Raw genomic sequence first — 24,257 nt, 5'->3', positions numbered from 1 at the left:
GAGTAATCTTAAATTTGTGCAGGCTGAGCGCCGGAGAGCTGCTCGAAATTTTTGCGAAGCTCGTCGGTTTGGATGATTTGCTTCCAGGGGTCCGTAGTTAGGCTAAGCGTCTTCTCGATTCGCGCCGTTAGGGCGAGGCGGTCCTCTTGCTTCTCGAGCGCTTTCTTGACATAGTCAAGGCCGACTCGCTCAATCCACTGGGCAGTACGCTCGTTCCACTGCGCCTGTTCACGGTACAGCTGCAAGAAGGAGGAGGACCATTCCATAACTTCATCCTCAGTCTTAACGATTGTAAGCAGCTCGGTCGCTCTTACCTTGATGCCGCCATTGCCTCCAACATGCAGCTCCCAGCCGCCGTCGATGGCGATGACGCCAAGATCCTTGATTGTGGATTCCGCGCAGTTGCGGGGACAGCCGGATACCGCCAGCTTCACCTTGGCTGGAGCGTTCAGCCGCTCGAAGGCTTTCTCCATCCGAATGCCCATACCGATGGAATCCTGCGTGCCGAATCGGCAGAAGGTATTGCCCACGCAAGTTTTAACGGTACGAAGCGTTTTGCCGTAGGCGTGCCCGGAAGGCATATCCAGCTCTGCCCAAATTTTGGGGAGGTCTTCTTTCTTCACGCCCAGAAGGTCAAGCCGCTGTCCGCCTGTGAATTTAACCATGGGAACTTCGAATTTCTCTGCAACCTCGGCGATTTTCTTAAGATCCGCAGGGGAGGTTACGCCGCCGTAAATGCGGGGGACCACAGAAAAAGTGCCATCCTTTTGAATATTAGCATGATAACGCTCATTGGTGATACGGGATTCTTTCTCGTCGACGTACTCTTCCGGATAAAGCATGCCAAGATAGTAGTTGAGAGCCGGGCGGCATTTCGTGCAGCCTTCGGGATTATGCCAGCCAAGCACGTTCATGACCTCGTTCGTGCTCATGAGGCGCATCTTGGTGATGCCTTCGACGATTTCGTCCCGGTTAAGCGTCGTGCAGCCGCAAATGCCTTCCTTGACAGGTTCGCCAATAGAGTCGCCTGAATATAGATTCAATAAGCCTTCAACAAGCGGCTTGCAGCCGCCGCAGGAAGCGGAGGCTTTCGTGCAGGATTTAATCGAGCTAACGGTATTGTAGCCTTTATTCGTAATGGCATCGGCAATCGTTCCTTTGGATACGCCGTTGCAGCCGCAGATGATTTCGTCTTCGGCCATTGCTTCAAGTCGGCTGCTCCCAGAAGATTGGCCAAGCAGCTCCGAGGAAATGCCGAGCAAAATCTCCTTCTCTCGCCCTGCTACGGATTCGCCTTTCTTAATAGAAGCAAATAATTCAGCGCCATCGGAAGTGTCGCCGAACAAGACTGCGCCAACGAGCTTTCCATCCTGGATCACGATTTTTTTGTAAGTGCCGGCTAGATCGTCCTGCAGCTTTAACGAGCGCGTGCCTGGTGAATCTCCGAATCGTCCAGCTGAGAACACATCAACGCCGGAAACTTTTAGTTTGGTTGAGGTAACAGAGCCAGTATAACCAGCGGTTTCTACACCTGCCAGAAGTTTGGCAAGCACTGCACCTTGCTCATAAAGCGGGGCAACCAGGCCATAGGCGATGCCGCGGTGTTCAGCACATTCGCCGACAGCATAAATGTCTGGCAGGCTCGTTCGCATAAAGTCATCGATGACAATGCCGCGGTTGACGTCAATGCCCGCCGCTCTGGCAAGCTCTATGTTCGGCCGAATTCCGACAGCCATCACAACAAGGTCGCCATCCACCTCGGTGCCATCCGTAAAGGCAAGCCCACTAGCCCGCCGCTTCCCTTTGATGGCCGCTGTGCTTTTTTTCAATAAGAATTGCATCCCTTGCGCTTCGAGCTCGCGCTGCAGCATTTTGGAGGCTGCCTCGTCCAATTGCCTCTCCATTAAGTAGCTATGAATATGGACGACGTTAACCTCCATCCCGAGATGAAGAAGGCCGCGTGCGGCTTCGAGCCCGAGCAAACCGCCGCCAATGACGACCGCCTTCTTGTATTTTTTGGCCGTATCCATCATCACTTCGCAATCGTGAATATCACGGAAAGCGATTACGCCCTCCTTGTCTGCGCCGGGAAGAGGCAGCATGAACGGGTTGGACCCGGTGGCGATGATGAGAGCGTCGTAAGCTGCTTCAATACCTAGATGGGAGGTAACTTTTTTGCGTTCCGTATCGATGTTTGTTATTTTGTGGCCCGTGTGCAGTGTAATATTGTTTTCGATGTACCAGCTCCAATCGTTAATGATGATTTCCTGCATATCGGCGCCGCCGGCCAAAACGGAGGAAAGCATGATACGGTTATAATTGGGATGCGGCTCGGCGCCGAATATGGTAATGTCGTAGCTTTCAGGAGAAAGCTTCAATAAATGCTCGATTGCGCGAACCCCCGCCATGCCGTTGCCGATCAACACTAATTTCTTTTTGGTTGCTGTCATTGTGTTTCTCTCCTCTCGAACGCTGTCTCTGTAAAATCATAAAAGCCTGCTCCGTATCAAAGGAAAAACGTACTTCTCCCTTGAAAACGAAAGCAGGCTTCTTTGCCGCTTATAACCGAATACATCGTTGTATTCGAGAATGATATGTGGTTGCTAACGTAAATATACAACACCAATTGAGTTTGTGTCAATATATATGACATGGTAGGCGATGAAAAAACTTGTTTGGTGACAAACTCAAGAGTTTTATGTTATATATAATCACAAAGGTATCGACTTGTGCTTTGTTTGATAAAAAGTCGAATAGGAGGGGGCGCTTCTACATGCGTTCTTTGTTAGTAGTCGAGCAACGTGCGGCAATCGGGGGAGCGGTCCAGGACTCTCAGCTTGAGGAATTGTCCAAACAGCATACGCCAAAATATAAGCTCGAATCGTTTGGCTATCAGGTTTTGCGGGCTGGTGACGAACAAAAGGCCGAGCTGCATATGAGCAGCGCGGATGCGGTTATTCTGCATTTGCCGCTCGATGAGGCGAAGATGTGGGGCGTAAAGCTTCTAAAGCATAAAACGGTACCCATGCTGTGGTGGTGCAGTGTGGGTACCGCTTCTTTGTCAGCTGCCTTCTGTGAGGATGAAGTGCCTGTTGACGGGATACTGACGCCTTCCATGAGCGAGCAGGAGCTGCACTGGGCACTCCATTTTGGATCAAAGCAATGCTTTGAACGACTGCAATGGATGAATGAAAAGAAGCAGCTGGAGGGGCGCCTCGAGGAGCGGAAGTGGATCGATATGGCGAAGGGGATATTGTGCAAAATCAAAAATATATCCGAAGCGGAAGCTTATGATGTGCTTCGAAAACAGGCGATGAATGAACGCAAGCGAATGGTGGACGTCGCTACGTCGATCGTGAAAGTTTATCAAATCCTTCAGGATCAGAAATAAGGGGGCCATGCCATGATTACGAATCTGCTTAAGGAAGTAGGTCGAGGAAAACGGGGGGCGCGGGATCTTAGCTATGAGGAAGCGCTGCTCGCGGCAAATGCAATCCTTGATCTCAAGGCGACCCCAGCCCAAATCGGAGCTTTTTTTATTGCGGAGCGAATGAAGATGGAAAGCGTGGAAGAGCTTGAAGCATTCGCTGCGGCATGCCGAAGCCGTGCTTACCGCGCGCCAATACAGCAGGGGCTTGATTGCGCTGGTCCCTATGACGGCAGGAAAAAGTCGTTCTATGCGACCTTTCCCACCTCCTTTGTCCTTGCTGCCGCGGGTCTGCCTGTTACGCTGCACGGCTCGGAATCCCTGCCGCCGAAATGGGGAATTACGCTGCATGACTTGCTGCGTGAGGCTGGCATCGACGCTGCTCTTCTATCCCGTGAGCAGATCGTTAAAGCGGCTTCTGATACCGGGGTTCTTTACGTTCCGGCGGAGGAATGGTGTCCGCCGCTGAAGGCGCTTCGTTCGATTCGAATCGAGCTGGGCATGCGAACCGTGCTGAATACAGCCGAGAAGCTGATCGATTATTCTCATTCCCCATATTTAATATTTGGCGTCTACCATAATACTGTATTCGAGCGGATGGCAAAGCTGGCGAACCAGCTTCATTACCATAAAGCGCTCATCGTGCAAGGCATGGAGGGCTCCGAGGATTTGTTTATCGAGCGGCCGACTCGCACTTACTTTGTGGAAAACGGGGAATCGCAGCTTCATATCATTGATCCGGACGCATACGGGCTTTTAACTTCCGTTCCTGAAATCGATTGGACAGCGGCCGGGCAGCTTCATGAGGCGGAGGCCGTGCTGCAAGGGTGCGGCCACATGGCCTTCACTAATCAAGTGCTCCTTAATGCCGCGGTTCGGCTCCATTTGGCAGAGAAAGTGGAATCGGTCGAGGAAGGGTTATATGTCTGCAAGGATTTACTGGATCAAGGCGCGCCTTTGGAGCTTTACCACAAATGGCAACATGCGATGATGGGCGAGAATGCTTTGCATTGCCGAACAACTTAAGAGGATTAAAGAAGAGGCTGCCGGGCAAATGATCCGTTAGCCTCTTTTACGCTTCATAATATCGGGACGGACCTCTAATATACATTGTCGCTTGACCATTCTCCAGGCAGCGGAGAATCCGGCAATAGGGGAAGCTTCAGCGCCTCGACGGCTTCCTGTAAATATTGCTTGCGGAATTCAAGGCCACCGGTATCCCGCTTATGCGCGGACAGCCAGTCGGTTTTTCCTTCACTTGATCGGTTCAAGGTTTGCAGATCACGGCTGTAAATAGAGGCGTCCCAGCGAATTTGCGATAACACCCGGCTTACGAGCGGGAGTGGAAAGCCGCTTGCCTGCTGAATAAGCTCCGCTGCTCGGTCCTGCTCATTGCGGATGAACTCATGCGCTCTCAGATGGGCTTTCAAGTAAGCGATGACGATCGGCTCATTCTCCCTGGACCAATTGCCATCGGTAACTAAACCGGTCAAGTAATCGCCGCCAATCCCTTCCGAAAGCAGCGGAATGCCTGCGCCGATGGATTGAACCCAGCTTAAATAAGGCTCCCACAGCATGCTTGCGCCCACTTGGCCCCCGAGAATTCCGCTGAGGCAATCGCCCATGCCGCGGTGTATGATAGGCTCAGAGTGCAGGCCGAACGTATTCATCCACTCTTTCAGGCGGTAAGAGGAGCTGGAGTTGCCTACTGTAGAAATTGATAACGAGGATAAGGCATCTAAATGATCAACTTTGCTTCCGGCAGGAACGACTAACGAGATTCCGCCCCCGCTGCTCGTTTTCCCATCGAAGGCGATGACCTGAGGCTGGAAGCGCGGAAGGATATTGCTAAGCGCGCGGCTGGCGATAATCGGATAATCGCCAACCGATGCGATATGGACGCGTCCGGCAATGAGCTCCTCGACAAGCTCCATTCCGTTTGGAGCGTTGACCCAGGCAATTTGATAGCGCGTCGCCGGCGAGATCCTTCGCAGCTCCTCTTCGAATAAGCCCAGCTGTTTAATAATCAATGGGCTCCATAACAGGGCGGCCCCGCTTTGGTAGCCGATGGTGACGGTCTTCTCATTGGAGCTGCCCGTCATGGCACTGCGCTGCTGTTCTCCCGAAATACCATGCTGCTTCACCCAAGCCTGAAGCTGCTGGGGATCGATCCAAACTTCCTTGCCTATTTTAATATGAGGAAGCTGCTTATCCTTGCGCCAGCGGTCGATGGTCGCACGGCTGATGCCCAGTATATCCATCGCTTCCTGCAGGCTTAGAAGATTCAAGCGTTCATTCATCATAGGGGAGCACTCCATTTCTACTGCATCATTAATTCAAAGTTAATACATAGGAATTATGAGTTATTTATAATGATAAGCTATAGCTTCTTAAACTTCAATTGATAAATGCGAATTGCGGCTGATTTTCCTCATTCCTCCTCATAGCCGCTCTTCTTTCCTCATTTTGTTGACAGTCCAAAACGGAGATGATAATTTCGAGTTATACAAATCTTAGTAAGTTAATTGGAATTATAAGCATTAGCAAACCGAGAAGAAGAAAAGGGGCAGTGAGCAGAGATGAATAAGAGCAAACGGGTTCAAAAGAAGGGCAGAGGCTGGGCAGTTCTCCTGATGCTGGCGGCATTGCTGGTTGTTTCGGCATGCAGCGCGAATAATTCGGGCAAGGATGCAGGTTCCAACGGCACGAAAGCGAAGACGGTTCGGATCGGCTATCAGAAGTATGCTTCCGTAAACATTATGAAGGAACGCGGAGGACTGGAGGAGAAGCTGAAGGAAGCTGGCTACGTAGTGGAATGGACGGAATTTCCCGGCGGCCCGCAGCTGCTGGAAGCTTTGAACGTTGGAAGCATTGACTTCGGCCATACCGGCGAGGCGCCTCCGATTTTTGCGCAGGCTGCGGGTGCGCCGCTCGTATACTTGGCACATTCGCCTGAAAGCCCTAAGGCTGAAAGCATTCTTGTGCCTGAAAACTCGCCGATTCAATCATCGGCCGACCTCAAAGGCAAGAAAATTGCATTGAATAAAGGCTCGAACGTTCATTACTTGCTCGTCAAATATTTGGAGCGAGAGGGCTTGGCCTACAGTGATGTGGAGGTTGTGTATCTGCCGCCTGCAGATGCGAGAGCGGCGTTCGAGAGCGGAAATGTAGACGCTTGGGTGATCTGGGAGCCATTCTATTCTGTTGCACAGCTAGCTACGAAAGCGCGCGTGCTTGCGGATGGCGAAGGACTTGTGAAGAACTATGAGTTCTATTTAGCTTCACGCGATTTTGCAAAGTCGAATACAAAGGCTGTAGATGTCATTTTGGACCAGTTGGAAGAAACGGATAAATGGGCAAAGGACAATCAGCCTGAAGTGGCTAAGCTGCTTGCGCCTGCGCTCGGACTTGACGCAGCTCCGCTTGAGCAAGCACTGGCTCACCGCGGCTGGGGCGTCATCCGAGTTAGCGATGAGACGCTTCAAGCGCAGCAGAGCATCGCAGATACCTTTTTCAAACTGGAGTTGATTCCTTCTGAACTTAAAGTTAGCGATGCGGTAATCAAATAAACCTTCATACCCTGCAAAGGATTAAGGAGAGCGAATATGGAACTGTTTTGGTTTATTCCCCTGCATGGGGACGGCAGGTATTTGGGCACCTCGAAAGGTGCCCGCGCGGTAGATTATGATTACATCCGGCAAATTGCTCAAGCTGTTGATCGGTTAGGGTACCATGGGGTGCTGCTTCCGACAGGCAAGGCTTGTGAGGACGCGTGGGTTGCGGCTTCTTCCCTTATTGGAATGACGCGCAGATTAAAGTTTTTGGTAGCTATCCGTCCGGGCCTCATGTCCCCTTCGACTTCAGCGCGGATGGCATCGACTTTCGATAGGCTCTCCGGCGGCAGGCTGCTCGTTAATGTTGTTACCGGCGGCGATCCGCATGAGCTTGGCGGAGACGGCATCTTCCTCTCGCATGGCGAACGTTACGAGCAAACCGACGAGTTTATGACGGTATGGCGGCGGATGATGCAGGGAGAAGAAGTGGATTTTGCAGGCAAATACGTACGGGTAGAGTCGGGGGAGGTCATGTTTCCTGCTCTTCAGAAGCCGTATCCGCCGATTTATTTTGGAGGCTCTTCTCCTGCTGCGATGCAAATTGCCGCCGATCATGTCGATTGTTATTTGACTTGGGGAGAGCCCCCTGCGGAAGTAGCGAAGAAGATCGCCGAGGTGCGGAAGCTTGCCGAAGCGAGAGGGAAAAAGATGAAATTCGGCATTCGGCTGCATGTCATTGTCAGAGAGACAAACGAAGAGGCGTGGGCGGCAGCCGATCAACTCATCAGTCACGTCGATGAGCAGACGATTGCCGAGGCGCAGCGTATTCTTGCCCGTTATGATTCCGTAGGGCAGAAGCGGATGGGCGAGCTGCATAACGGAGACAAAGCTTCGCTCGTGATCTCGCCTAATCTTTGGGCAGGCATTGGACTTGTTCGCGGCGGGGCGGGTACGGCGCTTGTAGGAGACGCGGATACCGTCGCCGAACGAATGAAGGAATATGCGGAGCTTGGCATTGAAACGTTCATTCTATCGGGCTATCCGCACTTAGAGGAGGCTTACCGCTCGGCAGAGCTGCTGTTTCCGTGTTTGCCTCTGAAGGCGCAGGCAAGTGAAGAGCATGGCGGCATTGCAGCTTCCGGAGAGCTGGTCGCTTACAACAAACGCCCGAAAACGGGCAGTGCAACGTAACGGAAGGAGCAATCATAAACATGTTTACCCGATTGATCAATAGTCGTATTGCTCCTGCCATCGTTCCGATCGTTATCTTAATCATTTGGCAGCTGCTTGGACAATTTGGCTGGATTTCCAGCCGTACCTTGCCGACCCCGCTACAGGTAGCGGAGGCCGGCATTGCCATGACAAAATCCGGGCAGTTGTTCCATTATATCGGCAGCAGCACGTGGCGGGCGTTTATTGGTTTTGCTATTGGCGGAGGAATCGGCTTCCTGCTCGGTTTGCTTAACGGTTTATCGCAGACGGCGAACCGGCTGCTTGACAGCTCTATCCAAATGATTCGCAATGTGCCGCATTTGGCGCTTATTCCGCTTGTGATTTTGTGGTTTGGCATCGGAGAGACCGCCAAAGTGTTTTTGGTGGTGCTCGGCGTATTTTTCCCGATTTATTTGAACACGCTGCATGGCATCCGTTCCATTGACCCCGGTCTAGTGGAAATGGCCAAGGTTTATGGCCTTCGGGGCTTTGCTCTTTACAAGGAAGTGATTTTGCCCGGCGCATTGTCGTCTATTTTGGTTGGCGTCCGGTATGCTCTTGGTTTTATGTGGCTTACGCTTATCGTTGCCGAGACGATCTCCGCCAACTCGGGCATCGGCTATATGGCGATGAATGCGCGCGAGTTTATGCGCCTCGATGTCGTTGTGCTTGCCATCATTATGTATGCGATATTAGGGAAGCTTTCGGATACTGCCGCTAAAATCTTGGAGGAAAAGCTGCTGAAATGGCATCCGAATTACGTGAAACGGTAGGTAATGGAGGGAATAAGCTTATGGGAAACCATTCATCGGGTGCAAGACTGCTCATAGAGGAAGCAGGAAAGCGCTTTGGGGATAAAATCGTGCTTGAAGGCGTGAAGCTGGACATACCCGCGGGGCAATTTGTGGCGATTGTCGGACGGAGCGGCTGCGGGAAAAGCACGTTGCTGCGGCTGATTGCGGGCCTCGAGGAGCCGACGCAGGGACGGCTTGCGCTGGACGATTCGGAAATCAATGGCATCCGCGAGGACACGAGGATGCTGTTCCAGGATGCCCGCTTGCTGCCTTGGAAGCGCTGCGTGGACAATGTGAAGATCGGCGTGAAATCCGGTTCTGGCGACAAAGAAAAAGCGCTTGAAGCGATGGGACTCGTAGGGCTGCGGGATCGGGCCAAGGAATGGCCGGGCGTGCTGTCGGGAGGGCAGCGCCAGCGGGTTGCGCTGGCGCGGGCCTTGGTTGGCGAGCCGCGATTGCTGCTGCTTGATGAACCGCTCGGCGCACTAGATGCGCTTACGCGAATCGACATGCAGCAGCTTATTGAGGAGCTTTGGGCAAAGCAGCAATTTACCGCCGTGCTTGTAACGCATGATGTCAGCGAGGCCGTAGCGCTTGCGGACCGGGTCATCCTCATTGAAAATGGCCATATCGCGCTTGATCTGATGATTACGCTTGATCGGCCACGCGAGAGAGATAATGACTTTGTTCATTTTGAAAAGTTGATTTTGGACCGGATTTTGGAGAGAGGCAAGCATGAGCAGAGAGTAGTCTCTTATTCGATTTGACCGGCAGGTTAACGAAAGGTTCGGTTGTTCATTCGCTTGCTTCGCCCTAGGATGCCAAAGGACAGGAACGAGGCGACGGCAGGCGGATGGAATTCCCAGCGGAATAGCACGGCAGACCACTTGAACTTAATCGCCAAATAATAGAGATATTCTTTGAAGCCGGGGCACGCATACGTAAAGCTAAGCTCCTTCGTGCTCCTTGTAATCATGTTTAGGTTGATTACTCTGGCTACATCCGATTTGCTGACGGGGATAGGGCTGTTTCTCACATTACGCAAAAGCATGCCAAGAATGGAGCGGATGTGGTAGGCTGCCATGTCTTTTTTGTAATGCTTGTGGGCGAGAAGCCCGGATTTTTCGGAAAGCCGCTGCCGCAGCTCGTATTGCAGAGAAAGGCTCTTCTCCAAATAGGGCTTATAGGGGCAGCTCATTAGACTGTCTAAATTGTTGACCGTATAAAAATATAAAGGGTCCGGGATCGCATAAACACGCTTTGCGGATAGCAAGGCTTGCAAATGGAAGATGGTATCCTCGCCAACGGTAAGCCCCTCATGAAACAACACTTCGTTCTTCTTCAGCATATCTCGCAGAAACAAGCTCCGCCAAACAAAACATAGATCATTGCCAGAATGCACCGAAGGGGAGCTAAGCACGAATTGCTTCCCATTCATGAGCGTATGCAGCTGGAAACCGGGGACTACGGATAGTTTATTAGGAACGGTCTCGTAGCCGCTCATAACGATGTCGCAGGCATGCTCCTCCGCCGTGGCATAAAGCTTAACAAAATAAGATTCGTCTATGGCGTCGTCCGCATCGAGAAAAACGACATATTTCCCGCTGGCTGCTTGCAGGCCGGCGTTTTTGGCGCTGCTTGTGCCTCCGTTAGGCTTGTGCAGCACCTTAATTCTGGAATCGCTTGCAGCGAACTCCTCGCAAAGAGCCCCGCTTTGGTCTGTGGAGCCGTCATTGACAAGCAGCAGCTCAAACGAGTGGAAGGGCTGATGCAGAATGCGGTTTAAACAGCGGAGCAACCATTTTTCAGCATTGAAAATAGGAACGATTACACTAATGGCACAATCCATTTGCTCCACCTCGGAATTAAACATGATTGCGAAGCTTAACCCATCCTAACCATATACGATAAAAAAAGAGCTATAGGTGAGATCAAAAACAGGGGATTTAAATCATTTTCAAAGATAGATTTCGTTTGTTCAGCTTACTTTAGATGGAATTTCTCCCGTTAAACGATCATTATCCGCGGGAAAAATGAAATAGATGGAATGGCTCCCGTTAATCTAACCGGTTTACGACATATTTGTTATAATCCCTAGAATTAACGGGACAAATTCCTGCTAAATCTTCAGAGTGCCCGAAATCCATTAAAATAACAGGACAAAATCCAGTTAATAGGGCCGGAGACAGCCATTAGCGATGTCGTACCGAAAATCGTGCGAAGGAAAGCTCTAAATAGTACATGTGCTATCATCATAACATATTCGTTATAAAGAACAAGTTGTAATTTATACTGAACGCCGTTCAAGTGGGGTAAATATGTTCAGATTGGCATCAACCTCCTAAATAAATGGTAATATGGAAAGTGGGAGAAGGTGGTGTGTACATGAAACGTATTTTTTTGTGGCCAGCTCTTTTGGTGATGATTGCAGGAAGCTGGGTCGGAAATCTGTGGTATTACGATAGCACGCAGCTGGAGGAGCCGCTTTTTTTGAAGCATTATATTACTGTGAACGGCTACCAATCCGATATGCTGGAGCTTGTCTATTTTGAGAATAGGCGGGGAAGCAGCAAGGTAACGAGTGTTCGAATTGAGGAATTGCCTTGGGTTCGGTTTCATTTGCATCCCGAGAATAACTATGCCCATCAAATGATGATGAAGGCATCTGGCGTATGGATGGCGGAGGACATAGAAACGATGGATAGAATACCCATTAGCATCCGTGAAGCTACCGTCTATTTCAGTGAAGGAGAGCCGCGCAAGGTGCCGATCGGCGAAATTGCGCTTGTTTGGGAGGAGAGGGGAGAAGTGCTTAGTCACCATTGGGGGAGCTCATCCTCCGACGGCACGGGCAGCTCGTCCTTGCTAATCAATGAAGCTGCAAGCTTGGAAAAAATAGAGTTAACCCACCAGGACAAGATTGAGCCTTGGTTAACGGTGAATATGTCTGGAAGGGCGATTGAACATTTAAATATGCCTGTCCGTTTTTTGAAAGGAAATTCGTTATCGGTAGATTACAAATGGTCCATTCCGGATCAAGCTCCTGCTGCGTTTGACATCTATCAGGTAAAGCTGCGTCTGTACATCAAGACGGAAGACGGCCGCTCGGTCCTTGAAGAAATCCCAATCAACCATAATACGTATATTAGCGAAAAACAGCTACGGAGATTCGTTCGCTCGGGAGGCGAGCATATATGATGATGTCGCGCGAGGGTGCGTTTCGGCGTCTTGGCTGGGGAATTGTATTTGTATTAATTGATATTCGAATCGTGATCGATGTGCTTCCTGACTTTATCGGTTATATTTTGATAGCATTGGCGCTTCATCGGCTGAATGAGAAGCAACCGGTGTTTGGCAAAGCCAAATGGGCGGCATTCCTCATGATTTTTTTGACGATGCCTGATATGGTGATCAATACGAATATACCGCTGAATGATTTTATGTCCGTTTCGCTTGTCACGCATATTTACGCGCAAACTGTGTTGTTGATTCATTTGGTGCTGGCTTATTGGATATTCAACGGGCTTGCTGAAATCGCGCAGCTGGCAGATCAAGAGCCGCTTAGGAAGCTGGCTATATTTCGCAGGGATTTTTACATGATTACTTATGCAGCAGTCCTTATTTTCTATCCGTTCTTAATGAACATAAATGGTGGCTGGATATCCGTATTGATCCTTACGAGCATCATTTCTTTGCTTGCGGGGCTTCTTTTCCTTCGANGCCAAGACGAGCGATGAATTGTGAATAGCGATGAAGAAGAAGCGGGCATGATTTCGCTTTCTTCTTTTTTTTTTTTTTTCGTCCTGCAGGAGGGTGAAATGTGAACTAGCAAACTGCTATACTTAAAAATGGCACACATGTTCGTAAGAAAGAGGGGATTAGATGTCATTTGTACATCGGTTGCGATGGTTTTTAAAGGATAGATGGGGGAGCTACACGCTCGCGATCAGCGTTATGGCGCTCGTAAGCCTGCTCTCAACGGTGCCTCCCAATCTGATCGGCAAGACGGTGGACCACATTAGAGAAGGACAGCTTACCTCGGCGGACTTGACGCAAACGGTGCTGCTGCTGGTTGGCTTGGCGCTGCTGCTCTACGTCATGGTTTATATTTGGATAACGAGGCTGTTTGGGAACTCGGCACTGGTCGAGAAGCTGCTAAGAGGCCGTCTGCTTGCGAATATGACGCGGATGACGCCTGCTTTTTTTCAGCGGAACAGCACGGGGCAGCTCATGGCGCTAGCCACCAATGACATTTTGGCGATCGGGCAAACCGCTGGGTACGGCGTCATGACGCTGGTGAATACGCTGGTGGGCGCTTCGGTTGTCGTGATTATGATGATCTCGCTCGTCAGTTTTAAATTAATGCTGGCAGCGCTTATTCCCCTGCCGCTGCTTGCGGTTGTCATCAGCAAGCTCGGCAAGAAGGTGAGAACTCGGTTTCTTGACGCGCAGGCCTCCTTCGGTAAAATGAATGACCACGCGCTGGAGTCCATTTCCGGCATACGTGTCATCCGTTCCTATGTGCAGGAGTCTGACGATCTGGCTGCCTTCGACCGAGTGACTAGCGAGGTGATGCAGAAGAATAAACGGGTCTCCCTGTTGAATGCGTTGTTTCAGCCGATTATTTCTTTAATTGTTGGCGTCAGCTATTCCATCGGAATAGGGTATGGCTCCTATCTGGTTTTTCAAAACGAGATTTCACTAGGCCAGCTGGTGACGTTTAATATTTACTTGGGCATGTTGATTTGGCCGATGATTTCTTTCGGAGAGTTTATCAATGTGCTGCAGCGCGGCAGCGCATCGGCTGAGCGGCTAGATCAGGCGCTTACGCAAAAGCCGGATTTGAAGGATTTGGACAAGCCTGCGGTCATAGCAGTGCCTGAGAGCATCGAAGCCAAGGGCCTTACCTTTACCTACCCTACGGCGAGCCAGCCCAGCTTGGACAACGTATCGTTTCAGCTCGAACGAGGGCAGACGCTTGGCATTGTCGGGAAAACGGGCAGCGGAAAAAGCACGCTTCTCAAGCAGCTGCTTCGGCAATATCCGCTGGAGCAGGAGCGTTTGTATATTGCAGGCGTTCCGATCGAGCGGATTGCGATTGATCAGATGAGGCGCTGGACGGCCTATGTTCCGCAGGAGCATTTGCTGCTGTCCAAGTCGATCCGAGACAATATCGCGCTTGGGAAACCAGATGCTACCCCGGAGGAAGTTGCCCGTGCGGTAGAGATGGCTTCATTTAAGGAGGATATCGCAGCTATGCCGGAGGGGCTCGGGACGATCGTCGGCGAGAATGGCGTTATGCTGTCTGGCGGCCAGAAGCAGCGCTTAGCCATCGCGAGAGCCCTGCTCATTGATTCCGAAATCTTGCTGCTGGATGATTCCTTGTCAGCGGTCGATGCCCGTACGGAAAGCCGCATTTTGCACAATATCCGCCTCGAACGTGAAGGGAAAACGACGTTTATTACGACGCACAGACTATCGGCGGTCAGTCATGCGAATTGGATTATCGTATTGAATGAGGGGCGCGTCATTGAAGAAGGCACCCATGAAGAACTGATGCTGTTCGGCGGTTGGTATAAGCAGCAATGGGATCGACAGCAAATGGAAGCAAGCTTGGAAGAATGAGGAGGCTGTTCAATGCCAAAGCAATCAACGGCGAGAAGACTATTCGAATATGCTCTCGTCTATAAGTACAGAATTATTGGCGCACTGCTTATTCTTTGCTGTGCGGTAGGCGCCGAGCTTGGCGGTCCGTTCATCATCAAGACGATTATTGACAAGCATTTGGCAGTCGACGGAAATGACCTGAAGCCTGTGCTTTGGCTGCTTGCCCTTTACATGGGGCTGCTGCTCATCGCCAGCATCGGCAACTTCTCGCAATCGTATATTTTGCAATCGACAGCCCTGAAAATTATAAAAAATATGCGGATGGATCTCATGGGCCATATTCAGCGGATTCCGCTGCGTTACTTCGATAACACGCCGATCGGGCAAACCGTATCGAGAATAGCCAATGATACGGAGGCCGTTCGCGATTTGTTCATGAGTTTTATGGCGACCTTCGTCGTTAGCTTCGTACAGCTGCTCGGCATATTTACGGCGCTTTTTATTTTGGATATGCGCCTAGCCTTGTTCTGCTTGCTGCTGCCGCCGTTATTCGCGCTCATCATGGTCATCCATTTAAAATATTCCAAGCGGTACATTACCATTATGCGTGCACGGCTTAGCGATATGAATGCGATGATCAATGAATCCATTGTGGTCATGCCTATTATTCAAGCCTTTCGCCGCGAGCGGGTCACGCTGGATGAGTTCGAGGTGCTGAATGAGGACAGGTATGTCAATCAAATCAAGCAATTCCGGGTATTTGCCATGTCCTCGAGAAATATTGTGGGCACCATCGGCAGCCTTGTAACAGCGCTTGTCATTTGGTATTTTGGCCGCGCTTCGCTTGAAACCTCAATCATGTTCGGGGTGTTCTATGCCTTTATTGATTATTTGGGCCGGATCTTCCAGCCGATTATCGGGATATTTGATCAGCTGACGAATGCGCAGCGGGCATTCGTATCGGCGGAAAAGGTATTCGCCATATTGGATATGGATGGTGTGGAGGTTGAAGAAGCCGGCCAGGTGAAGCGTCCGCAGGGGATCGTGAAATTCGACAACGTCACCTTTGCCTACAATGACGGAGAGAATGTGCTGAAGCAGATCTCTTTTGAGGCGCGCAAAGGGGAAACGGTCGCTTTAGTCGGCCATACGGGCTCAGGAAAAAGCTCGATTATGAATCTTTTACTCGGTTTTTATGAGCCGAATCAGGGTGTGATCTCTATCGATGGACGCGACATATCGACTTATTCGAAGCAAGCGCTGCGCAAGCATATGGGAATTGTACTGCAGGACCCGTATTTGTTTGCCGGCGATATTAAGTTTAACGTCAGCCTTTACAAGAAGGACATCTCCATTGAGCGCGTAAAAAGCGTGCTGAAGGATGTCGGAGCAGCTCCTTTCATCGAACAGCTGCCTGGCGGTTATGATGAGCAGGTCGTCGAACGAGGAAGCACGCTCTCCTCTGGCCAAAGGCAGCTGATTTCCTTCGCGAGAGCGCTCGCCTTTGATCCATCGATTCTGATCCTGGATGAAGCCACCGCAAGCATCGACAGCGAGACGGAAGGGCTCATTCAGCAAGCGCTGCGCGTAGTGAGTCAAGGCCGGACAACGCTTGTCATCGCGCATAGGCTGTCTACGATTCGGGAAGCTGACCAAATCCTCGTCTTGCACCGAGGCGAAATTGTCGAACGCGGCAATCATGAAGCCTTGATGGCGCTGGAGGGCAGATATTTCAAAATGTATCAGCTCCAGAAAGGCGAGAAGGCGGGAGTCGCTGAGACGAGTGCGACCCAAGAAGTGGATATTAGGTAAAAAAAGAGTCTTAAGTGCCATATAGACGACTTCAAAAGTCATATATATGGCACTTTTTTCGTGAGAACAATCAATAACATTACTCCTTTCTACCAATTTGACAGGAAAAATGTTCCACTGTATACTCTTCAATAAGTTTAATGTCAGTTTACATTACATTTATAGGCGGCTCGTAATGCTTTAGGGCCCAAAGCTGAAATCCCCTTTTTTCCTTTATGCAAATAATCTTCTTACAGATGGCATGCATGTTTTGGAGCGAAGGGGATTTTCGTTGCCGCCTATGAACAAATGTGCATGTTTACTAGAACTTAATTTCATTTCGATACTCTCATGACATTTTTTCATTACGCTAGTAAAGGTATGCCAGATGTTAAATACTATTTAGGGTACTCAGAGAGGAGTAAAAAAGAATGCAGCGATTGACAAGACGCATACAAAGACAAGTCTGCATGCTGTTAGCGGCGGTACTGGTTGTAACCGGTATGCTGGGCAGTCTGGGAAGTCCGGCCTATGCAACGCCTGCGGGGGACAATGTCGTTATTTCTCAGGTGTATGGCGCAGGGGGAAATGGTACAGGCTCGACCTTTAGGCAGGATTTCGTTGAACTATATAACCCGACTAATCATGAAATTACTTTAACGGGGATGACGTTGCTATACGCTTCTGCAACGGGAGCATGGCCAACGTCTGGAAGCAATACGATGGCCTTAACAGGTAAAATAGGGCCAGGCAAGTATTATTTGACCCAGCAGGCTGCGGGTGCGGATACAAATTCGCCTAACCTAGTGAGCCCGGATGCGATTGGCACGCTGAATATGGCAGGCGCCAGCGGCAAGGTGAAGCTGGTAGACAGCGGCAACCAGACGATTGATTTGGTTGGTTACGGTACAGCTGGCGAGTTTGAGGGTACAGGTCCAACGGGAGTTGCGCTTACAAATGTAACAGCTGCTGTACGTAAGGGCAATCGTGCTCTGGACACGAATAACAACAGCACTGATTATGAGGTGGGCACGCCAGATCCGCGGAACTCCTCCTACGGCGCTGCTGCGGACGGAGTGGAAGCGGTAACTGCTGACGTCAGCGCAGGAGCGGTGCCATCCGGCACAATGATCAAGCTCTCATCGCCAACGGTTGGCGCAAGCGTGTATTACAGTGTATACGGATCAGGCGATGCGCAAATCGCTCCGGAAGATTTCGAATTGTATCAGCCGGGAGTTTCGTCTATCGTGATAACGGCTCCAACAACCGTCCATGCTTACGCAATGAAGGATGGTTTGGCAAACAGCGCGCTTACAGCGTTCTCTTATACGATCTCCAGCATGATGACCATTGCTGAGGCCCGTGCTGCTGCGGTTGGCACAAGCGTTACGCTTAGCGGCGTTATTACGCACCGCGCGGATTCTGGAGCTTTCGTTAATTTGTTCGTTCAGGATGCCAATAACGGCATTGTAGTGAGAGTTCCGAATTCGGTTTCCGCAGAGCCTGGCGATCAAGTTGAAGCATATGGAAAGCTGACGGAATTCAACGGCTTGCTCCAACTGGAAGCCGCAGCCGAAAATACGAAGGTAACGGGTACCGTTGCGGTACCGGCACCGATGATCGCAGATTCAACTAGTTTTGGCAAAACAACAGAAAACCGCAATAAATTCGAAGGCCGTTTGATTCAAGTGAATAATATTACCGTTGAAAGTGTGGCTAGCGGCGTTGTAACAGCTGCGGATGCTGTTAACGGAGGCAAAGTCATTATCTATTCCTCTGACGCATCCTTTGCCGCTGGCAAAACCTTTGAGCAGGTAACTGGCGTCATGACCTATCATTCCAGCGTAGGGCTGGAGCTGCTTCCTCGCCAACCGCTCGACATTGTTGAGAAAAGACTGGCTGTTCAGGCAAGCATTCCTTCCGGCGGCATTAATGCAGGTGGGTCGGTCAAGCTAAGCACGCTTGCAGAGAACGGCGCCATTCGTTACACGACGGATGGAACGATTCCTTCCGCAACGGTGGGTACGGTTTACAGCGCTCCAATCGTCATTAATGCAGATACCGTTATCAAGGCGGTCGTTACAGCTGGCGGAGTGACAAGCGAAGTAGCCACATTTACTTACAAAGTGCTGCAGAACACGAATGGCATTGCCATTCATACGATTCAAGGCGAAACGCATCAATCGATCTATAATAATGTACAAGTTTCCAATGTAACGGGCATTATTACTTCCGTAAGCACAGATTCCTTCTATCTGCAGGCGCCAGATGAGGAGCAGGATAACAATCCGAATACCTCGGAGGCTATCCAGGTTTATAAGAAGGCTCATGGCTTAGCCGTGAAAGACAGCGTATCGGTAACAGGTACGGTTCAGGAGTATGGGAATAGCCCTTCCCTGACCGTTACGCAAATTAATGCATCAGTTATTAATAAGCTATCTAGCAACAATCCGCTTCCTACTGCTACTCTAATCGGGACAGGCGGACGCGTGATTCCGAATTTGATCGATTCGGACAGCTTTGGCCAGTTTAATCCTGCTGTCGATGCAATTGATTTCTTCGAGAGTTTGGAGAGCATGCTTGTTGAAATTACAAATCCTACGATTACAGGACCTTATGCCAATGCCGTAACTCCGGTTACTTTTGACAATGGTTCCAACAATCCGGTTAAAACAGCTGCTGGCGGCATTGTGCTGCAAGGCAATGGCCTGAACGAGACAGACAGCAGCCTGAACCCGCAAAAATTGTTCGTTGCCGCAAAGCCTGCGGGCAGCGAGATTAAAACCGGCGATGCCTTTGACGGCAATATCGTAGGCGTCATTCAATACGCAAGCGACCTTTACAAGCTGCTTCCGACGGAAGCCCTGCCAGCGGTTATCCGCAGCACGAATGCGCAGAAGGTAACGAGTCTTGTGCCAGACCCGGACAAGCTGACGATTGCTACGTTTAACGTAGAGAACTTCAGCGCCTCGGAAACGGCCAAGGCTGCAAAAATCGCGGCTATCATCGTCACAAACATGAAGAAACCGGATATTATCGGCTTGATGGAAGTACAGGACAATGATGGCGAGAAGGATACCGGCACAACCGATGCTTCTCAAAGCTTCAAAACGCTGATTGACGCCATCAAGGCGCAAGGCGGCCCAACTTATGCTTATACGGACATCGCTCCGGAAAATAATAAGGATGGCGGCGCGCCGGGAGGCAACATCCGCGTAGGCTTCTTGTACAATCCTGACCGCGTAGATCTTGCCAAAGGGAAAAAAGGCGATTTCTCATCAACGGTTAAGGTAAATGGAGTCGGAGGACTGACCCAAAATCCTGGGCGAATCGGATCGGCGGACGCAACGACCTTCGCTTCATCCCGCAAGCCACTGGTCGCAGAATTCCTTTTCCAAGGGAAACGCGTTGTGGCTATCGCGAACCATTTGAATTCCAAAGGCGGGGACGATAAGCCTTGGGGCGATATTCAGCCGGTAGTCCGCAGCAGTGAGGTACAACGCGCGAAGCAGGCAGATGCGGTGAACAGCTTCGTTAAAGAGCTGACAACCAAAGACCCTGAAGCTAGCGTGGTAGTATTGGGAGACTTTAATGATTTCCAATTCTCAGGTACGCTTAATAAGCTCAAGGGCGCGGAATTATCCAATTTGGTTGATGCGCTTCCGGTTTCGGAACGTTATTCCTATATTTATGACGGCAATTCGCAAACGCTGGATCATATTTTGGTGGACAAAGGTACTGCTGCGAAAGCAGCGATCGATGTCGTACATGTCAATGCAGACTTCTCTACACAGCAGGGCAGAGTGAGCGATCACGATCCTCTTCTTGCACAGCTTGATCTTTCAGCTAAGCAGGATGCAGATTTTGAAATGACGCTTATGCATGTGAATGATTCGCATGCGAATCTGGCGAATGTGGCGAAGCGGTTTACCGCTGTTAAGCAAATTCGCAACGAAACGGAAAATTCGATTTTGCTTGATGCCGGGGACGTATTCTCAGGCACGCTGTTTTTCAATAAGTTTTTAGGCTTGGCCGATCTGGCATTTATGAACAAGCTCAAATACGATGCGATGGTATTCGGCAATCATGAATTTGATAAAGGGCCATCGGTGCTTGCAAACTTTGTGAAGGATGCTGAGTTCCCATTTGTAAGCTCGAACATCGATTTCAGCAAAGAACCAGCGCTTAGCGGCTACTTATCTGAGCAAGCTGCGGACCAGCCAGCGGAAAAAGGCAAGATTTATGATTCTATTATTTTGGACAGAAATGGGCAGAAAATCGGTGTATTCGGTTTAACGACGGAAGACACGAAATTCCTTGCTTCGCCTGGCGAAAATATTAAGTTCGAGGATCATATCGCGAAAGCGAAGCTGGCAGTGAAAAAGCTGCAAGACAAAGGCATTAACAAAATTATAGCTTTAACTCATCTGGGTTATGAATTCGATCTCGTATTGGCGGAAGAAGTTGCCGGCATCGACGTCATCGTCGGCGGGCACAGCCATACGAAGGTAGATGCTCCAAAGGTATTCCATGCTAATAGCGAGCCTACGCTTGTTGTTCAAGCGGAAGAGTACAACAAATATTTAGGCAAATTGGAGCTTAAATTTAATGCAGCAGGCGTGCTGACTAAGTGGAATGGCAAGCTGCTCGATATTGCGACTTTTGCTTCTGATCCGGAAGCGACTGCTATGCTTGTCCCTTACCAAGCAGGCGTTGCAGAGATACAAGCTGAAGTCATCGGACACACGAACGTAATGCTTGATGGCGAGCGAACCACTGTTCGCGCCAAAGAGACCAATCTTGGGAACCTGATGGCGGACGGCATGGTTGCCAAGGTGAAGAGCTTGGTGAGCGGCAATGCAGAGCTTAGCCAATATGATGTAAAAGGCTTTGTTGCCATTCAGAACGGCGGAGGTATCCGCGCTTCGATCAAGACTACCGGAGCAGGCAAACAAGAAGGCGAAATCACCATGGGCGAGCTGCTCACGGTTATGCCTTTCGGGAATAACCTGACGGCGCTTCGTATGACAGGCGCTGAAATAGTCGGTGCACTGGAAAACGGCGTAAGCGGAATCGAAACCGGCCAAGGCCGCTTCCCGCAAGTGTCGGGCTTGCGCTTCTACTATGACTCCAAGAAGCAGCCTGAAGTTCTGGATGCTGATGGAAACTTGGTGACTGCTGGCCAACGCGTGATGAAGGTAGATATTAAAAATGCCGACGGCAGCTTTAGCCCGATTGACTTGAATGCCTATTACTTTGTAGCAACCAACTCGTTCATGGCAAATGGCGGAGACTTCTACCGCTCGATGAAGCAGGCGAAGGATGCGGGTCGCCAGCATGAGCTCAACATTGTTGACTACGAAGTGTTCCTGGAGCATATCGAGGGACTAGGGACGATTAACACAGGTACGGAAGGCCGGACGACTGACTTGAAAGGCGAGCCGCTTCCATCCGAGGGCGATGAGCCATTCAAGGTTACCTTGATGCATGTCAATGACACGCATGCCCATCTGGACTCGGTTGCCAAACGAATCACGGCGATTAATGAGATTCGTTCCGAAGTGGAGCAATCGATTTTGCTTGATGCAGGCGATGTATTCTCGGGTACGCTGTACTTTAATAAATATTTAGGTTTGGCGGATTTGGAGTTTATGAACTACATTGGTTACGATGCCATGGTGTTCGGAAACCATGAATTCGATAAAGGACCAGCTACGCTTGCTGATTTTGTGAAGAAAGCTCAGTTCCCGTTTGTAAGCTCCAATATTAATTTCAGCAAGGAACCGGCGCTGAATGGGCTTGTCTCCGAGGAGGCCATTGGCAACCCGGCAGCTGAAGGGAAAATTTACGATGCAATTATTTTGGATCGCGATGGAGAGAAGATCGGCGTGTTCGGTCTGACGACCGAAGATACGAAATTCCTTGCGTCACCTGGCGATAACATCGAGTTCGAAAATTATATTGCCAAGGCTAAAGAAACAGTGAAAATGCTTCAGGATGAAGGCATTAACAAAATTGTAGCCCTCACGCATTTGGGCAATGAATTTGATAAGATTTTGGCTGAAGCAGTAACAGGCATTGACGTGATTGTTGGCGGCCACAGCCATACGAAGGTAGATGCTCCACTTGTTTATCATGCGGACGGAGAACCTACATTGGTTGTGCAAGCAGAAGAATACGGCAATTACTTGGGCCGTCTGGATTTGGAATTTGACCAAGCGGGTGTATTGACGGCATGGAATGGCAAGCTGCTGGCGATCAGCGGTTATGCAGCTGACGCAACAGCGACGGAAATGCTAAAGGAGTACAGTAAAGGTGTTGAGGAGATTCAAAAGGAAGTCATCGGCAAAACGAATGTGTTTTTGGATGGCGAGCGCAATTCTGTCCGCTATAAAGAAACCAATCTTGGCAACCTGATGGCAGACGGCATGATCTCTAAAGTGAAAAGCTTCGTGAACAGCAATTCGAGCTTGAAGGACTTGGAGGTCAAAGGCTTTGTTGCGATTCAAAATGGCGGCGGCATTCGCGCTTCCATCAAGCAGACCGCAGAAGGCAAGGTTGACGGCGATATTACGCTAGGTGAGCTGCTTACCGTTATGCCTTTCGGTAACAATCTTACGTCGCTGCGTATGACTGGCGCAGAGATTGTTGCTGCACTCGAGAACGGCGTGAGCGGAATTGAAACCGGTCAAGGCCGCTTCCCGCAAGTGTCCGGCATGCGATTCTACTATGATATTAAGCAGCAGCCGGAAATATTGGACGCGAATGGCCAGCTTACACAAGAAGGCAAACGAATTACAAAGGTCGAAATCAAAAATGCGGACGGCAGCTTCAGTCCGATTGATTTGGAAGCCTACTATTTCGTGGCAACTAACTCCTTTATGGCTAGCGGCGGGGATTTCTACCGCTCGATGAAGCAGGCTAAGGATGCTGGACGCCAGTATGAGATGAACCTTGTGGATTACGAAGTATTCCGCGAGTACATTGACCAATTAGGTACGATAAATACGGTGACCGAAGGCCGGATTGTCGAAGTGAATACGGTAACGCCGACTCCGACGCCGACGACGCCGACGGAACCAACACCGACGCCGACGACGCCGACGGAACCAACACCGACGCCGACGACACCAACGGAGCCGACGCCGACGACGCCGACGGAACCAACACCAACACCGACGACATCACCAACGCCGACGCCTATCGTCATACCAACGAATCCGACTCCAAAACCGACGCCGACACCTGACGGCAGCGGAGGCACGGGAACTAAGTTCAGTGATGTTGGCAGCCATTGGGCGGCAAAAGCAATTGAAGATGCCGTGAAGCTTGGTTTTGTGAATGGGTATGGAGATGGCACGTTCCATCCTAAAGATACCGCGACAAGAGGGCAATTTATTACGATGGTTGGGCGGGCATTCAAGCTTGAATCGTCAGAGGGCAAGCTCGAATTTGCGGATGCCGGCCAAGTGCCAGTATGGGCAAGAAGCTTTTTTGCCCAGCTTATCGAAGATAAAGTCATTGCGGGTTATGAAGATAATACGCTAAGGCCATCGAGTTCCTTGACGAGAACGGAAATGACCGTTATTCTAGTTCGCGCGCTCGGAATCGAAGTTGATCCGAATGCAAAAACAACTTTTGCAGATGTAGGAGATATTCCTGCTTGGGCTAGGCCGTATATTGCGGCAGCGCAAAATGCAGGCTTGATCGGAGGCGTGGGCGACAATCGTTTTGCGCCTCAAGCCAAAGCGACTCGAGCAGAGGTTGTAACGCTCATATTGTCAGCGCTAGCGTATGAGAAAAGCAAAAGTTAAGCGATACGACAAATAAACCTAGTAGAAACGTTCCAATCCACTGTGCGAAGAGTGGAGT

13 protein-coding genes are annotated in these 24,257 nt (G+C 50.3%); 10 read left to right on the top strand and 3 right to left on the bottom strand.

Annotated elements, in window-relative coordinates; genetic code table 11:
- Positions 1 to 8 precede the first annotated feature (8 nt).
- Positions 9 to 2,450, bottom strand: a complete 2,442-nt coding sequence (gene nirB / locus FJQ58_RS04005; protein WP_139991139.1) for a nitrite reductase large subunit NirB — start codon at positions 2,448 to 2,450, stop codon at positions 9 to 11.
- A gap of 323 nt (positions 2,451 to 2,773) precedes the next feature.
- Between nirB and FJQ58_RS04000 the strand changes: the two genes are divergently transcribed.
- Positions 2,774 to 3,391, top strand: coding sequence for an ANTAR domain-containing response regulator (locus tag FJQ58_RS04000; RefSeq protein ID WP_139991138.1), 618 nt, complete (start codon positions 2,774 to 2,776; stop codon positions 3,389 to 3,391).
- 12 nt (positions 3,392 to 3,403) lie between these two features.
- Entirely contained in the window at positions 3,404 to 4,453 is a 1,050-nt protein-coding gene (locus FJQ58_RS03995; protein WP_139991137.1) for an anthranilate phosphoribosyltransferase, read from the top strand.
- A gap of 74 nt (positions 4,454 to 4,527) precedes the next feature.
- Here the strand turns inward: FJQ58_RS03995 and FJQ58_RS03990 are convergent, their stop codons facing one another.
- Complete coding sequence (locus FJQ58_RS03990) at positions 4,528 to 5,730, bottom strand: helix-turn-helix domain-containing protein (RefSeq protein ID WP_162341290.1); 1,203 nt, start codon at positions 5,728 to 5,730, stop codon at positions 4,528 to 4,530.
- 276 nt (positions 5,731 to 6,006) lie between these two features.
- Between FJQ58_RS03990 and FJQ58_RS03985 the strand changes: the two genes are divergently transcribed.
- Genes FJQ58_RS03985 through FJQ58_RS03970 form a run of 4 tightly spaced genes read left to right on the top strand, consistent with a single transcriptional unit; the run spans position 6,007 to position 9,754 of the window.
- Positions 6,007 to 6,996 carry a sulfonate ABC transporter substrate-binding protein gene (locus FJQ58_RS03985; RefSeq protein WP_139991135.1) on the top strand — a complete coding sequence of 330 codons (990 nt, stop codon included), beginning with the start codon at positions 6,007 to 6,009 and terminating at the stop codon, positions 6,994 to 6,996.
- A gap of 36 nt (positions 6,997 to 7,032) precedes the next feature.
- On the top strand, positions 7,033 to 8,172 hold the full coding sequence (ssuD, locus tag FJQ58_RS03980; protein ID WP_139991134.1) for an FMNH2-dependent alkanesulfonate monooxygenase: 1,140 nt from the start codon (positions 7,033 to 7,035) through the stop codon (positions 8,170 to 8,172).
- A 20-nt stretch (positions 8,173 to 8,192) separates the two neighbouring features.
- Positions 8,193 to 8,966, top strand: a complete 774-nt coding sequence (ssuC, locus tag FJQ58_RS03975; RefSeq protein WP_139991133.1) for an aliphatic sulfonate ABC transporter permease SsuC — start codon at positions 8,193 to 8,195, stop codon at positions 8,964 to 8,966.
- A gap of 20 nt (positions 8,967 to 8,986) precedes the next feature.
- The gene (locus FJQ58_RS03970) at positions 8,987 to 9,754 is read left to right on the top strand and encodes an ATP-binding cassette domain-containing protein (RefSeq protein WP_139991132.1); all 768 of its coding nucleotides are present in this window, start codon (positions 8,987 to 8,989) and stop codon (positions 9,752 to 9,754) included.
- A gap of 8 nt (positions 9,755 to 9,762) precedes the next feature.
- On the opposite strand, the gene FJQ58_RS03965 is transcribed toward FJQ58_RS03970, so the two are convergent.
- Positions 9,763 to 10,836, bottom strand: a complete 1,074-nt coding sequence (locus tag FJQ58_RS03965; protein ID WP_139991131.1) for a glycosyltransferase family 2 protein — start codon at positions 10,834 to 10,836, stop codon at positions 9,763 to 9,765.
- 536 nt (positions 10,837 to 11,372) lie between these two features.
- Between FJQ58_RS03965 and FJQ58_RS03960 the strand changes: the two genes are divergently transcribed.
- The 4 genes from FJQ58_RS03960 to FJQ58_RS32240 all read left to right on the top strand — a co-directional run bounded on the left by FJQ58_RS03960 (position 11,373) and on the right by FJQ58_RS32240 (position 24,199).
- The gene (locus tag FJQ58_RS03960; RefSeq protein ID WP_139991130.1) at positions 11,373 to 12,185 is read left to right on the top strand and encodes a hypothetical protein; all 813 of its coding nucleotides are present in this window, start codon (positions 11,373 to 11,375) and stop codon (positions 12,183 to 12,185) included.
- Between the two features lie 684 nt (positions 12,186 to 12,869).
- Positions 12,870 to 14,612, top strand: a complete 1,743-nt coding sequence (locus FJQ58_RS03950; RefSeq protein ID WP_139991128.1) for an ABC transporter ATP-binding protein — start codon at positions 12,870 to 12,872, stop codon at positions 14,610 to 14,612.
- A gap of 12 nt (positions 14,613 to 14,624) precedes the next feature.
- Positions 14,625 to 16,406 (top strand): ABC transporter ATP-binding protein, encoded by a 1,782-nt coding sequence (locus tag FJQ58_RS03945; RefSeq protein ID WP_139991127.1) that lies wholly within the window; start codon positions 14,625 to 14,627, stop codon positions 16,404 to 16,406.
- Positions 16,407 to 16,816: 410 nt separating this feature from the next.
- Positions 16,817 to 24,199, top strand: coding sequence for a 5'-nucleotidase C-terminal domain-containing protein (locus tag FJQ58_RS32240; RefSeq protein WP_162341288.1), 7,383 nt, complete (start codon positions 16,817 to 16,819; stop codon positions 24,197 to 24,199).
- Positions 24,200 to 24,257: the final 58 nt, after the last annotated feature.

This window comes from Paenibacillus paridis, assembly GCF_006345825.1.
Lineage (GTDB): Bacteria > Bacillota > Bacilli > Paenibacillales > Paenibacillaceae > Pristimantibacillus > Pristimantibacillus paridis.
Note: the sequence above shows the minus strand (reverse complement) of the source record. Positions and strands in the feature narration are given on the sequence as shown.